Here is a 14,405-nt window from a genome sequence, read left to right as displayed (position 1 = left end):
TTGGGCGCCGGGCATGCCCGTTCAGGCGGCGATGCCCGCCTCGCGCTCGGCGGCTTCCAGCGTGTTGATCAGCAGCATCGTGATGGTCATCGGACCCACGCCGCCGGGCACCGGGGTGATATGGCCCGCCACTTCACGCACGCCGGCAAAGTCCACGTCGCCGCACAGCTTGCCGGCGTCGTCGCGGTTCATGCCGACGTCGATCACCACGGCGCCGGGCTTGACCATGTTAGCGGTAATGATGTTGCGGCGGCCCACCGCGGCCACGACCACGTCGGCCTCGCGCGTGTGGGCGGCCAGGTCGCGCGTCTTGCTGTTGCAGATGGTCACCGTGGCGCCGGCCTGCAGCAGCAGCATCGCCATCGGCTTGCCGACGATGTTCGACGCACCCACCACCACCGCACGGGCGCCGCGCAGCGGGTACTGGATCGATTCCAGCATTTTCATGCAGCCATACGGCGTGCAGGGGCGGAACAGCGGGGCACCGGTCATCAGCGCGCCGGCATTGGCCACGTGGAACCCGTCCACGTCCTTTTCCGGGGCGATGGCTTCCAGCACCTTGTGGCTGTCGATATGCTTGGGCAGGGGCAGTTGCACCAGGATGCCGTGGATCCGGGCGTCCTTGTTCAGGGCGTCGATCCGGGCCAGCAGGTCGGCCTCGGAGAGGTCGGCCGGGTAGCGGTCCAGCGACGAATGGAAACCGTTGTCCTCGCAGGCCTTGACCTTGTTGCGCACGTAGACCTGGCTGGCGGGGTCCTCGCCCACCAGCACCACGGCCAGGCCGGGCTGGTGACCTTTTTCGGTCAGGCGGGCGGCGCGCTGGGCGGCTTCGGTACGGATTTGTTTGGCAAGCGCGTTGCCGTCGATCAGTTGGGCGGACATGGGAATACGGGCTGGAGAGGCTTTCTGGAACGGGGCGGGCGCCGGGGGCGGCGTCGCGTGCAAAGCCGGATTATAAAGGGTCGCAGGCGTTCGGCAGCGCCTTGATCGGCCGTAAGCGTGCGCGGTGGGCAGGCTGCTAGCATGCGCCGCATGCACACGGCCAATTCGTCTTTTCCGGATATGTTGATGGCGTGGGGCCTGCCGGCCCTCTCGGTGTTGTCGCTCGCTTGGGCGCTGACGCGCCGGCCGTGGCAACTGTTACGCCGCGACGCCCTCCAGCACGCCTGGCTTGGCGGGCTGGTGCTGCTGGCGTTGCTCTGGACGGCTCGCGCCACACTGACCGGGGGACTGGTCATTCAGCTCATGGGTGCCACGCTGGCCGTCACGTTGTTCGGCTTGCCGCTGGCGCTGGTGTCGATGCTGATCGTCGACGGGATCTCGCTGCTTGGTCTGGCGTACCTCGCCGGGCAGGGTTGGGCGCAGGTCGAGTGGTCGACATTCTGGCCGCGCTTTGTCTGGCTGGGAATGCTGCCTGCGCTGCTCTCGGCCGTGCTGCAGGGCGCGATGCGACACCTGCTGCCACGGCATCCATTTATCTTCATCCTCGGACACGGGTACTTCGCGGCCGGACTGGCCGCGCTGGGCGCGGGTGCCTTGCAGGCGCTGTGGCGATATGAGATCGCAGGCGGTGGGGGCGGGGCGCTGAGCCTGGCAGATACGCTGACAGGTCTACTGGTCATCGCGTTCGGCGAGGCCTTCCTGACGGGGATGCTTGTGGCGGTTTTTGTGGCCCATAATCCACAATGGATCGTGTCATTCCGCGACGACGAATATTTGACGGGCAAGTAGCGGGGAGGGACGAGGCGGGGGCCGGGTTGCCATTGGCGAGCACGCCAATGGCAACGGTCAAGACAGAGCCGCCATGACAGCGGCCCGTTGACGGGTTTAGCTGTTGCGCGACAGCGCCAGGCGGAGCAGGTCGGCCACGGTGTTGACGTTGAGCTTCTCCATGATGTTGGCGCGGTGCGCCTCCACGGTCTTGATGGAAATGCCCAGATCGTCGGCGATCTGCTTGTTCAGGCGGCCGGCCACGATACGTTCCAGCACCTGTTGTTCACGCGTGGTCAGCTTGCCCAGCAGGTCCTTGGCGGCGCGCTGTTCACGAGCGGCCGAATGGTCCGTGCGGGCCTTCTGCAGCATGCGTTCCACCAGCGCGCGCAGCTCCGATTCGTCGAACGGCTTTTCGATGAAGTCGATGGCGCCGAGCTTCATCGTCGACACCGCCATCGGCACGTCGCCATGGCCGGTGATGAAGACGATCGGAATATCGATGTTTTCCGCGATCATGCGCTCCTGCAGCTCGGGGCCGCTCATGCCCGGCATGCGCACATCAAGAATCAGGCACGATACCTGGCCGGCATCGTAGGCGCTGAGGAACTGTTCGGCGCTGCTGAAGCTGCGAACCTGGTAGCCATTGCCTTCCAGCAGCCAAGTCAGCGAGTCGCGCATCGCTTCATCGTCGTCGACGATGAAGACGGTCTCGCCACGATGAGGCGTGGGGCTGGGCGTTGCGGTCATGAAGTCTCCTGGGGCAAAGTCGTTTGCAACGAAGTGTAACCGTCTGCGGCGGTGCGCAACACCCCCCGGCGGATGATTCGGACGGCCTCCCGATGCCCCGCGGCAGAGGGTCGTCCGGTTCGCCGGGAGCTGTCCGCGTTACTGCTCGGAAAGCGCAGGCTGCAGCGGCAGGGTGATTTTAAACGTACAGCCGATCCCGTCCACATTGTTTTCGACCCACAGGCGGCCCTGGTGGGATTCGATGATGGACCGGCAGATATTCAGGCCCATGCCCATGCCGTCGGATTTCGTGCTGAAGAACGGCTCGAACAGGCGCTCCTTGGTGGCCTCGTCCACGCCCGGGCCCTGGTCGATGACGTCGATGCAGACGCATTGGCCGAACTCGACCATTTCCACGCGCGCATGAAGTCGCACCACGCCGGCGGCGCGTATGGCCGGCAGGCCGGCCATCGCCTCGACGGCATTCTTGAGCAGGTTGACCAGTACCTGTTCGATCAGCACCGGGTCCACATACAGCAGCATCGGCGGTGCCGGCAGGCGGGTGAGGATGGTGACGCGGCGGCGCGTGGCTTCCAGGTCGGCCAGGCCAACGGCATCGGCGACGATGTCGTGCAGCGCGGCCTCGCGCCGCTGGGGCTGGCTGCGCTTCACGAAGCCGCGGATGCGGCTGATGATGGTGCCGGCGCGCACGGCCTGGGCCGAGGTTTTCTCCAGCACCGGGATCAGGTCCTCCGGCGTGCTGCGGCCGGAATGCAGGCGGGCCACGGCACCCATGCAGTAGTTGTTGATCGCGGCCAGCGGCTGGTTGAGTTCGTGCGCCAGCGACGACGCCATCTCGCCCATCGTCGTCAGGCGGCTGGTGAACTGCAGCCGTTCCTCGTGCTGGCGCGCCATTTCCTCGGCGGCCTTGCGCACCGTGATGTCCGTGGCGATCTGCATCTGGGCCAGGTGGCCATCCACCCACTGGATATAGCGGCGACGCACTTCAAACCATTTCTGCATGTCCGGCACGAAGACTTCGCGCGCGTCGGACGCATACGGCATCAATTCGGACGCGGGCAGGCCGGCGTAGGCATCGACATAGTCGGTGTTGTCGCTCGACATCTGCTCCTTGTCGAAGTCATCCCCGGCCAGCTTGAGGTGGCCTTCCGCCTCCCAGCCGAAGAGCTGGCGGTAGTAGCGGTTGGCGAACAGCAACTCCGCCTTGTCGGTGGCCAGCACGGACACGGCGGCGTCCAGGCTTTCCAGCACGGTGGTGAAGCGGTCGTGCGCGGCGGCCAGTTCTTCCCGGGCGCGCTTGGGCTCGGTGATGTCCGTCATCGAGCTCATCCAGCCCGTATGGCGTCCACGGCTGTCCACCAGCGGCGAGACGTACATCCGCGCGAAGAAGCTGCTGCCGTCGCGCCGCATCACGCGCATCTCGTAGCCGGTGGCGGGGGACTTGCCCTGCAGCGTCAGGTCGATCTGCTTCTGCATCTCCTGCTGGTCGTTGGGCGGCCAGTAGGGGAAAGGCGGCACGCGGCCGACCAGGTCGCTCTCGGTCCAGCCCGTCATGCGGCAGAACGCCGGATTGACGTAGGTGATGCGGCCGTTCAGGTCCAGTGCCCGCAGGCCGATCAGCATCGAGTTTTCCATCGCCCGGCGGAACGAGGTCTCGGCCAGCAGGGCGCGCTGCGCCTCGGAGCGGCGGCTGGTGTGCCGCCACATGCTCCACAGGCTCCAGAGCAGGAAGCAGGACAGTCCCACCACCAGCCACAGCAACATGTTGTTGGGCAGGTTGGATGGCGGCGGGTACGCATCGGCGCGCAGTGACAGCGAGTGGCCCGGCGGATCCAGCAGCACCTCGTAGGACAGCGCGTTGCCCGGTACCGGCCGTACCGACGTGCTCGCGCGCGTCTGGTTGTTCTTGTCGATCAGCGAAAAGCGGTATCGCTCGGTCAGCTCCGGCGGCAACAGGTGCGTCAGGATGCCGTTGATCGAATAGAGGGCGCCCAGCGTGCCGAGGAACTCGTTGTCGCGCACGATCGGCACTTCCATCAGCATGAAGCTGTCGCCGCGGTCGTTCATCAGCGGGCGCGAGTAGACCACGCGCTGGGTCTCGCGGGCGGCGTCGAAGGTGTCCAGCACCTCGGGTTCCAGCGGCTGGTCCACCGTTTCACGCAGGCGTCCTGCGAATTCGGAGGTGGACGGCAGGGACCAGCGGCCACGCCGGGTGGCATCGAGCCAGTTGACAAAGACGATCTCCGGATTCTCGCGCAGGATTTCCTGAGCGGCGGTGCGATAGGCGCCCTGGTCCATCTGGGCGGCGGCGATGTCGCGCGCCAGCGAGGCAAGCTGGTCCTGGTTGCTCAGCAAGGAAAGCCGAACGCGCTGCTGCGCCCAGGCGGCGTCGCGGTACAGCGCGTCGCGCTGCTGCTGGCGTTCGGTCTCGTGCAGCGACCACAGGATGACGCCCATCGCCACCGTGAACAGCACGATGGCCACGAGCGGGATGAACATGAACCAGCTGGTGGCCACCAGGTTACGCCAGCGCAGCCACCACAGGCGGCGGGGCGGGGCGGCGAAGGGGCCGTCGGCTTCGTGCGCGCCGTCGTGACCGTTGTCATGCGTCGCGTCATGGGGGCCGTCGTGGGAGGCGCCTTGCGCGACGGCGTGCGTCCCATGGTGCGCGGCCTCGTTGGCGGGGTGGCTGTGCAGCGCCTCGAGCGGACCCACGGCATGCAGCGACCCGCCCTTGCCGCCATGGGACGCGTCGGCGCCGGCCGGGCTGGCGGCCTCGGAAGCGTTGGGCGGGAGGACGGCCGTGCGCAGGCCAGAGAGGATTCGATTGAGAAACTGCATAGGGGATTGACGGCTGACTCGCCAGTGTATCGGGATTATTGCGGTGCGTCGCTTGGGGAAAGCGCCTACACAGAAAGGCACTTTCTTGCGGTCCTCCGGGTCATTAACGGCGTCGCGGATCGTTTTCTTGTGCGCTGCGACAATATTCCGCATTATAAAAAACGACACCGTAATCTGAAAATTTCACTTGTCAGCCGCTGCTGTGCTTCCATAGAATCGCTTCGACCGAACAATGCGGGCGGGCTCCACATGCCTGCCGGACGCGAGGATCCGGGACAAGGATCCGGCTCTGGCCAGACCGATGCCAGGGCAAGGCATGGACCCGCCGCGACGTCATCATCGTCACACCGGCCGAATCGACCCGCTCATGCTGCGGGCGCCGGGCAGGAATTCACCAGGAGACAGTCATGTCAGCTGTACCAGAGCAGATCCTCGGCGCCAGCAGCGCCAACGACGCAGATCCCCAGGAAACGCATGAATGGCTGGATGCCCTGCAGGGCGTCCTGAACGCGGAAGGCGCGCAGCGCGCCGCGTTCCTGATCGAAAAGCAGATCGAATACGCACGCGTGAACGGCGTCACCCAGCCGTTCCACGCGGAGACGCAGTACATCAACACCATTCCGGTCGAGCAGCAGGCCCGCATCCCCGGCGACCAGGACATCGAGCACCGCATCCGCTCGTACACGCGCTGGAACGCCATGGCCATGGTGCTGCGCGCCAACAAGCACACCAACGTCGGCGGCCACATCTCCTCGTTTGCCTCGGCAGCCACGCTCTATGACGTGGGCTACAACCACTTCTGGCGCGCCCCGTCGGAAGCGAGCGGCGGCGATCTGGTCTTCGTGCAGGGCCACTCGGCACCGGGCGTGTATTCGCGCGCCTTCCTGCTCGGCCGCCTGACCACCGAACAGCTCGACAACTTCCGCCAGGAAGTGGACGGCAAGGGCATCTCTTCCTACCCGCACCCGTGGCTGATGCCGGATTTCTGGCAGTTCCCGACGGTGTCGATGGGCCTGGGCCCGATCATGGCCATCTACCAGGCCCGCTTCATGAAGTACCTGGACAGCCGTGGCCTGGCCAAGGCCGGCGACCGCAAGGTGTGGGCATTCCTGGGCGACGGCGAAACCGACGAGCCGGAATCGCTAGGCGCGATCGGCATGGCCGGCCGCGAGAAGCTGGACAACCTGGTCTTCGTGATCAACTGCAACCTGCAACGCCTGGATGGTCCGGTGCGCGGCAACGGCAAGATCATCCAGGAACTGGAATCGGAATTCCGAGGTTCCGGCTGGAACGTGATCAAGGTCGTGTGGGGCAGCCGCTGGGATTCCCTGCTGGCGCGCGACACCAAGGGCCTGCTGATGAAGCGCATGATGGAATGCGTGGACGGCGAGTACCAGACCTTCAAGGCCAAGGACGGCGCCTATGTGCGCGAGTACTTCTTCAACACGCCGGAACTCAAGGCGATGGTGGCCGACTGGTCGGATGACGACATCTGGCGCCTGAACCGCGGCGGCCACGACCCGCACAAGATCTACGCCGCCTACAAGGCCGCCAGCGAGCACAAGGGCCAGCCGACGCTGATCCTGGCAAAGACCATCAAGGGCTATGGCATGGGCGATGCCGGCCAGGCCATGAACGTGGCGCACCAGCAGAAGAAGATGCCGGTGGAAGCCATCCGCGCCTTCCGTGACCAGTTCACGATCCCCGTGCCGGACGACAAGATCGAGGACGTGCCGTACCTCACGTTCGAGGAAGGCTCGAAGGAACTGGAATACATGCGCGCCCGCCGCATGGAGCTGGGTGGCTATCTGCCGGCCCGCCGCCTCAAGGCCGAGCCGCTGCCCGTGCCCGAGCTGACCGCGTTCGACGCGCTGCTCAAGGCCACCGGCGAAGGCCGCGAGGTTTCCACGACCATGGCGTTCGTGCGGATCCTGAACACGCTGCTCAAGGACAAGCAGATCGGCAAGCACGTGGTGCCCATCGTGCCGGATGAGTCGCGTACGTTCGGCATGGAAGGCCTGTTCCGCCAGGTCGGCATCTGGAACCAGGAAGGCCAGAAGTACGTGCCGCAGGATCACGACCAGCTGATGTTCTACAAGGAATCGCAGACTGGCCAGGTGCTGCAGGAAGGCATCAACGAAGCGGGCGCCATGTGTGACTGGATTGCCGCCGCCACGTCGTATTCGACGCACGGCGTGCAGATGATCCCGTTCTACATCTACTACTCGATGTTTGGCATCCAGCGTATCGGCGACCTCTGCTGGGCCGCTGCCGACATGCGCTCGCGCGGCTTCCTGCTGGGCGGCACCTCGGGCCGGACCACGCTGAACGGCGAAGGCCTGCAGCACGAAGACGGCCACTCGCACGTGTTCCACGCCGCGATCCCGAACTGCATTTCGTACGACCCGACGTTCCAGTACGAACTGGCCGTGGTCATGCAGGATGGCATGCGCCGCATGTACGCCGAACAGGAAGACGTGTACTACTACCTGACGGTGATGAACGAGAACTACGAGCATCCGGAAATGCCGGCTGGCGTGGAACGCGACATCGTCAAGGGCATGTACCAGTTCCGCAAGGGCGTGGAAAACAGCAATGCGCCGCGCGTGCAGCTGCTGGGTTCGGGCACGATCTTCCGCGAGGTGATCGCCGCCGCCGAACTGCTCAAGAAGGACTGGGGCGTGGAATCGGACCTGTGGAGCTGCCCGAGCTTCACCGAACTGGCCCGCGAAGGCCAGGCCACCGAGCGCTTCAACCTGCTGCATCCGACGGAGACGCCGCGTGAATCGTTCGTCGCCCAGAAGCTCAAGGGCGTGCGCGGTCCGGTCATCGCTTCCACTGACTACATCCGGGCATTCGCCGAGCAGATCCGTCCGTTCGTGCCGCGCCGCTACGTGGTGCTGGGCACCGATGGTTTCGGCCGCTCGGATACCCGCGAGAAGCTGCGCCACTTCTTCGAAGTGGATCGCCACTGGGTGACGCTGGCGGCGCTGAAGGCGCTGGCCGACGAAGGCGCGATCGGTCGTGAAAAGGTGGCCGAAGCCATCAAGAAGTACAACCTCGACCCGAGCAAGCCGAACCCGATGTCGGTCTGATTCCGTACATACCGACGCCTGAACCCCCCGTAGTGCGGCACCCGCTGCGCCGCGGGCGCCCCCGGTTGCCGGTGGCGCCACGCGGCGCAGGTGATGCGCGGCAGCGTGACAGATGCGTGCGGCCAGAGTAACCTCGCCGCTTGCGTTCGTCGTGTGTTGACGTGTGTGCCGGCTGCCCAGGAGAGACACTTAATGAGTCAAGCGATTGAAATCAAGGTGCCGGATATCGGCGACTACGACGCCGTTCCCGTCATCGAAGTCCACGTCAAGCCGGGCGACGCCATCAATGCGGAAGACGCACTGGTGACGCTGGAATCCGACAAGGCCACCATGGACGTACCGTCGCCGCAGGCTGGCACGGTCAAGGAAGTCCGCATCAAGGTGGGCGACAACGTGGCTGAAGGCTCCGTGCTGGTGATGCTGGAACCGGCTGGCGCCGCTGCCGCCGCCCCGGCACCCGCCGCTGCGCCGGCTCCCGCCCCGGCCCCGGCCGCCGCTGCACCGGCTCCGGCCCCCGCAGCCGCGCCGGCTCCGGCGCCTGCCGCCGCTGGTGGCGGCACGGTCGAAGTCAAGGTCCCGGACATCGGCGACTATGACGCCGTACCCGTGATCGAAGTCCACGTGAAGCCGGGCGACACCATCAGCGCAGAAGACGCGCTGGTAACGCTGGAATCCGACAAGGCCACCATGGACGTGCCGTCGCCGCAGGCCGGTACGGTCAAGGAAGTGAAGGTCAAGGTCGGTGACAACGTGTCTGAAGGCACGCTGATCCTGATCCTGGAAGCTGCAGGTGCCGCTGGTGCCGCTGGTGCCGCCGCAGCCGCACCGGCCGCCGCGCCGGCCCCGGCTGCCGCCGCTCCGGCGCCGGCCCCGGCTGCGAAAGCTGCCGCCCCGGCTCCGGCGGCTCCCGCCCCGGCGCCGGCCGCACAGGGCGTCACCGGCAAGGCCGCGCACGCCAGTCCGTCGGTCCGCAAGTTCGCCCGCGAACTCGGCGTCGATGTGTCGCGCGTGCCGGGTACGGGTCCGAAGGGCCGGATCACCCAGGAAGACGTCCAGGGCTTCGTCAAGGGTGTGATGAGCGGCCAGACCGCCGCACCGGCAGCCGCCGCAATGGGTGGCTCGGGCGTCGGCCTGGACCTGCTGCCGTGGCCGAAGGTTGACTTCACCCGCTTCGGCGAGGTGGAGAGCAAGCCGCTGTCGCGCATCAAGAAGATTTCCGGTGCCAACCTGCACCGCAACTGGGTCATGATCCCGCACGTCACGAACTGCGACGAGGCGGATATCACTGAACTGGAATCCTTCCGTGTCCAGCTGAACAAGGAAAACGAGAAGTCCGGCATCAAGGTCACGATGCTCGCGTTCATGATCAAGGCCACGGTCGCGGCGCTGAAGAAGTTCCCGAACTTCAATGCCTCGCTGGACGGCGACAACCTGGTGCTGAAGAAGTACTTCAACATCGGCTTTGCCGCGGACACCCCGAACGGCCTGGTCGTGCCGGTGATCAAGGACGCCGACAAGAAGGGCGTGCTCGAGATCAGCCAGGAAATGGGCGAGCTGGCCAAGCTGGCCCGCGACGGCAAGCTGAAGCCAGACCAGATGCAGGGCGGCTGCTTCTCGATCTCGTCGCTGGGCGGTCTGGGTGGCACCTACTTCACGCCGATCATCAATGCGCCGGAAGTGGCCATCATGGGCGTATGCAAGTCGTACATGAAGCCGGTCTGGGACGGCAAGCAGTTTGCGCCGCGCCTGACGCTGCCGCTGTCGCTGTCGTGGGATCACCGTGTGATCGACGGCGCCGAGGCAGCCCGCTTCAACACGTACTTCGCGGCGCTTCTGGCGGACTTCCGCCGCATCCTGCTGTAAGCGGTCGCTTGAAGATGATTCTGGCGTCGTTGCGCGGCCTTGCCGCACCACTTTTGCAGTCCGTGGCCGCGCGTCCAGCCAGAACCGCTCCGCTTCATCTTGAAGCAACCGCACTGCACACCGGCACCGCCGGTGTGCGAACTGCAGCGTGACGAGTGGAGGTGATCCATGACTACCTGCGTTGTCGTCAGAAAGGGTGCCGAAGTGGCGATCGCGGCGGACGCTCTGGTCACCTTCGGAGACACGCGCCTGTCGCGTGCCTATGAGCGCAACCAGAAGGTCTTTCCGGTAGGCGAGAGCTTTGTCGCGCTCGCCGGCACGACGGCGCACTTCCCGGTCATGCGCAGCCTGCTGGCCGGCATGGGCGAGGAATGCCGGCTGCTCACGCGCGACGACGTATTCCGGACCTTCCTGAAGGTGCATGAGCGGCTCAAGAACGAGTACTTCATCAACACCAAGGAAGACGAGGACGACCCCTACGAGTCATCGCAGATTGTCTGCCTGATCGCCAATCCGGGCGGCATCTTCGGTGTCTATTCCTACCGCGAGGTGTTTTCGTTCGACCGTTTCTGGGGCATCGGCTCGGGCCGCAACTATGCGCTCGGGGCCATGCATGCGGTCTACGACCGGCCCGACATGGACGCTGGCGCCATCGCGCGGATCGGAGTGGATGCGGGAGTGGAGTTCGACAAGAGTTCGGCAGGACCAATCGACGTGCATACCGTGCGGCTGCAGGCGCAGCCGTCGCCGGCGCAAGCCAGTGGCGACGCGGCAACCAACAACGAAGGCGCGGCCTGACCCGCGGGCGGGCAGGGCGCGCATCCCAGGAGGAAAAGCATGAGTGTGATCGAAGTCAAGGTGCCGGATATCGGCGATTTCGACGCGGTGGAAGTGATCGAGGTGCTGGTCAAGGCCGGCGACACGGTCGAGGAAGAACAATCGCTGATCGTGCTGGAGTCCGACAAGGCCAGCATGGACGTGCCGTCATCGGCCACCGGCAAGGTCGTCGACGTCAAGGTCAAGGTTGGCGACAAGGTAGCCAAGGGCACGGTGATCTGCACGGTGGAAGCCGGCGCAACCGCTGCGCCCGCACCGGCCCCCGCCGCAGCGCCCGCTCCGGTAGCGCCGACCCCCGCGCCGGCAGCCGCTGCGCCGGCGGCCGCTCCGGCTGCGGCAACGCATAGCGGCAGCGCCGATATCCAGTGCGACATGCTCGTGCTGGGCGCCGGCCCCGGTGGCTACTCGGCCGCTTTCCGCTCGGCCGACCTGGGTATGAACACCGTGCTGGTCGAGCGCTATGGCTCGCTTGGCGGCGTGTGCCTGAATGTGGGTTGCATCCCGTCAAAGGCGCTGCTGCATAACGCGGCCGTGATCGACGAGGCCAAGGCCCTGGCAGCGCACGGCATCCTGTTCGGCGAAGCCAAGATCGACCTGGACGGCCTGCGTCACTACAAGGAAACTGTGGTCGGCAAGCTGACTGGCGGCCTGGCCGGCATGGCCAAGGCCCGCAAGGTGCAGGTCGTGCGCGGTATCGGCAATTTCCTGGATCCGCACCACCTGGAAGTGCAGGAAACCGAGGGCGACGGCAAGGCGACTACCGGCAAGAAGACGGTGATCCGCTTCGAAAAGGCGATCATCGCCGCCGGCAGCCAGGCCGTGAAGCTGCCGTTCATCCCGGAAGACCCGCGCATTTTCGATTCGACCGGCGCGCTAGAACTGCGCGACATCCCGAACAAGATGCTCGTGATCGGTGGCGGCATCATCGGCCTGGAAATGGCCACCGTGTACAGCACGCTGGGCGCACGCATGGACGTGGTGGAAATGCTCGACGGCCTCATGCAGGGCGCTGACCGCGACCTGGTCAAGGTCTGGGACAAGATGAACAAGCATCGCTTTGACAACGTGATGCTGAAGACCAAGACGGTTGGCGTGGAAGCCAAGCCGGACGGCATCTACGTGAAGTTCGAAGGCGAGGCCGCACCGGCTGAACCGGTGCGCTACGACGCCGTGCTGGTGTCGGTGGGCCGCACGCCGAACGGCAAGAAGATTGGTGCCGAGAAGGCTGGTGTGGCGGTGACCGACCGCGGCTTCATCGACGTCGACAAGCAACTGCGTACCAACGTGCCGCACATCTTCGCAATTGGCGACATCGTTGGTCAGCCGATGCTGGCGCACAAGGCCGTGCACGAAGCCCACGTGGCCGCGGAAGCGGCGCATGGCGAGAAGGCCTACTTCGACGTCAAGCAGATTCCGTCGGTGGCCTATACCGATCCGGAAGTGGCCTGGGCTGGCCTGACCGAAGAGCAGTGCAAGGCGGAGGGCATCAAGTACAGCAAGGGCACGTTCCCCTGGGCTGCTTCGGGCCGTGCCATCGCCAATGGTCGCGACGAGGGCTTCACCAAGCTGATCTTCGACGAGGAAACCCACCGCATCATCGGCGGCGGTATCGTAGGCATGCATGCCGGCGATCTCATCAGCGAAGTCTGTCTGGCCATCGAGATGGGTGCGGATGCCGTGGACATCGGCAAGACGATCCACCCGCACCCGACGCTGGGCGAGTCGATTGGCATGGCCGCGGAGATCTACGAGGGCGTCTGCACGGACGTGCCGCCCCCGCGCAAGCGCTGAGAACCGGATCGCGCCGAAACGAAACAGCCCGCCTGATTGAACTGCACCCCAAAAGTTGGACACCGATCCAACCTTTGGGGTGTTTTTCATGGCGAAGTACGATGAGCGGTTCAAGCTCAAAGTGGTAAAGGAAGCTCTGTCTGGGCGCAACGCCGTTGAAGTCGTCGCGCTACGGTACGACGTGGATTATTCGATGGTGCGCCGTTGGATAGCGAGCTATCAAACGCATGGCAGGGCGGGACTTAGGAAGAAGTACACCCGCTACAGCGCCCGGTTCAAGCTCTCTCTGGCCTAGCCAATCAACTGTCCAACTTCAGGGGGTCAGTTCAGATGGCGGGCTGTTTTCATGTCAGCTTGGCAACTAACCGCTAGGCATTCTTGGCGACCGTAAAGGCTGGCTGGAAGGGGCGTGAATCTGGGTGAGAACGGGAAGGGGCGTTCAGCCTGGGATGCTAGCGGGGAGGCGGGAATTCGCGCTGCGTGCCCGTCGACCAGGCCAAAAAAAACCCGGCACCCTCTTTCAGGGCCGGGCTTGAACGATACCTTTGGAATCTAAGGAGACCGGGGTACCGAGGAGACATCGGCACGCAGCGAAGGCGGGACCTGGATGCATCGGATTCCCATCTTCACCACCGTTGGCAAAACGTCCATTGGAGCGGGGCGCTTTGCCAACGGACCGGCCGGAGCCGGTTCGCTGGTCTTGCCTGTTACAGCTTGCGACTTCTACAGCTTAGGCCGTGGTCGTCGGCTTCTTGGTTGCCGTGCGAGCCGTGGCGCTAGCTTGCTGGGCAGCCTTGGTCGCGGCGGTGGCGGCAGCCTGGAAGTTGCTTTCGGCCATTTCCACAGCTTGCTTCGTGGCCTTCTGGACCGACTCGTACGCGTTGTTGGCGGCCGAGATGGCCGACTTCACGATCGCGACGGTCGATTCCGAACCGGCCGGGGCGTTCTTGGCGAAGTTGTCGACGAGCGCTTGCACGTTCTTCGAGCCTTCGGCCAGTTGGGCTTCAGCCACCTTGGTGAATTCGCTTTGGGTTTCCGAAGCGATTTCGTACAGGTGACGCGTGTAGGCGAGGGTCTTTTCGGCAACCGGTTGCACCAGGGAGGCCTGAATGGCCAGCAGTTCCTGGGCGTCCTTGGCGGACAGTGCCTTCTTGGCGTTGTCGACGTTTTCGGCGAAGGTGGCCTTGACCACTTGCAGGTTCAACTCGACAAGCTTTTCGACGCCTTCGAATGCCTTGGTGGTCAGACCGAACAGGGTCTCCAGGTTGGCTTTTTGTGCGGCTGCAACTTGTTCCGGGGTCAGGATCATTGCTGGTCTCCAGTGGTGAACTTCAAGGTCAAGCAAAATAGAAAATTAGGCCGCCCAGATGTCAAAGCCATGACTTGTGTCGTAGCCGAGCCCGAGCGTATGTTCGTTTGCGGTCGATCCGAGGCCAGAAACCTTTGGTGCGCCGCAACAATTCCAATTCTAGAGAAACTTCGAACCGTGTCAAGCGGTTTTGGTGCGGTGCACAAAAT

At 64.8% G+C, this 14,405-nt stretch carries 10 protein-coding genes; 6 read left to right on the top strand and 4 right to left on the bottom strand.

Annotation, left to right across the window (positions count from 1 at the left end; genetic code table 11):
- Window positions 1-21: 21 nt before the first annotated feature.
- Window positions 22-882: a bifunctional methylenetetrahydrofolate dehydrogenase/methenyltetrahydrofolate cyclohydrolase FolD gene (gene folD, locus AC1DOX_RS03405; RefSeq protein WP_441615075.1), complete on the bottom strand. Its 861-nt coding sequence runs from the start codon at window positions 880-882 to the stop codon at window positions 22-24.
- Window positions 883-1,032: 150 nt separating this feature from the next.
- Here folD and AC1DOX_RS03400 point away from each other — a divergent pair, with 150 nt between their 5' ends.
- Entirely contained in the window at window positions 1,033-1,731 is a 699-nt protein-coding gene (locus AC1DOX_RS03400; RefSeq protein WP_441615625.1) for a hypothetical protein, read from the top strand.
- Between the two features lie 96 nt (window positions 1,732-1,827).
- Here AC1DOX_RS03400 and AC1DOX_RS03395 read toward each other — a convergent pair whose 3' ends face one another.
- Both AC1DOX_RS03395 and AC1DOX_RS03390 read right to left on the bottom strand, forming a co-directional pair.
- On the bottom strand, window positions 1,828-2,460 hold the full coding sequence (locus AC1DOX_RS03395; RefSeq protein WP_092138152.1) for a response regulator transcription factor: 633 nt from the start codon (window positions 2,458-2,460) through the stop codon (window positions 1,828-1,830).
- Between the two features lie 138 nt (window positions 2,461-2,598).
- Window positions 2,599-5,301 carry a PAS domain S-box protein gene (locus AC1DOX_RS03390; protein WP_441615073.1) on the bottom strand — a complete coding sequence of 901 codons (2,703 nt, stop codon included), beginning with the start codon at window positions 5,299-5,301 and terminating at the stop codon, window positions 2,599-2,601.
- A 407-nt stretch (window positions 5,302-5,708) separates the two neighbouring features.
- Here AC1DOX_RS03390 and aceE point away from each other — a divergent pair, with 407 nt between their 5' ends.
- From aceE to AC1DOX_RS03365, 5 genes are all read left to right on the top strand, one after another.
- Window positions 5,709-8,396: a pyruvate dehydrogenase (acetyl-transferring), homodimeric type gene (gene aceE / locus AC1DOX_RS03385; RefSeq protein ID WP_092138150.1), complete on the top strand. Its 2,688-nt coding sequence runs from the start codon at window positions 5,709-5,711 to the stop codon at window positions 8,394-8,396.
- 192 nt (window positions 8,397-8,588) lie between these two features.
- A complete protein-coding gene (gene aceF / locus AC1DOX_RS03380) occupies window positions 8,589-10,259 on the top strand; it encodes a dihydrolipoyllysine-residue acetyltransferase (RefSeq protein ID WP_477101388.1) in 1,671 nt (556 codons plus the stop codon).
- A gap of 168 nt (window positions 10,260-10,427) precedes the next feature.
- The gene (locus tag AC1DOX_RS03375; protein WP_092138148.1) at window positions 10,428-11,057 is read left to right on the top strand and encodes an Ntn hydrolase family protein; all 630 of its coding nucleotides are present in this window, start codon (window positions 10,428-10,430) and stop codon (window positions 11,055-11,057) included.
- A 39-nt stretch (window positions 11,058-11,096) separates the two neighbouring features.
- A complete protein-coding gene (gene lpdA / locus AC1DOX_RS03370) occupies window positions 11,097-12,887 on the top strand; it encodes a dihydrolipoyl dehydrogenase (protein ID WP_477101387.1) in 1,791 nt (596 codons plus the stop codon).
- A gap of 88 nt (window positions 12,888-12,975) precedes the next feature.
- Window positions 12,976-13,182 carry a helix-turn-helix domain-containing protein gene (locus AC1DOX_RS03365; protein ID WP_441620397.1) on the top strand — a complete coding sequence of 69 codons (207 nt, stop codon included), beginning with the start codon at window positions 12,976-12,978 and terminating at the stop codon, window positions 13,180-13,182.
- Between the two features lie 435 nt (window positions 13,183-13,617).
- On the opposite strand, the gene phaP1 is transcribed toward AC1DOX_RS03365, so the two are convergent.
- Complete coding sequence (gene phaP1, locus AC1DOX_RS03360; RefSeq protein ID WP_092138146.1) at window positions 13,618-14,196, bottom strand: TIGR01841 family phasin PhaP1; 579 nt, start codon at window positions 14,194-14,196, stop codon at window positions 13,618-13,620.
- Window positions 14,197-14,405 lie beyond the last annotated feature (209 nt).

The organism is Cupriavidus sp. 01L415 (assembly GCF_056400065.1).
The sequence above is the reverse complement of the archived record's forward strand: the minus strand, read 5'-3'. Positions and strand labels throughout refer to the sequence as shown.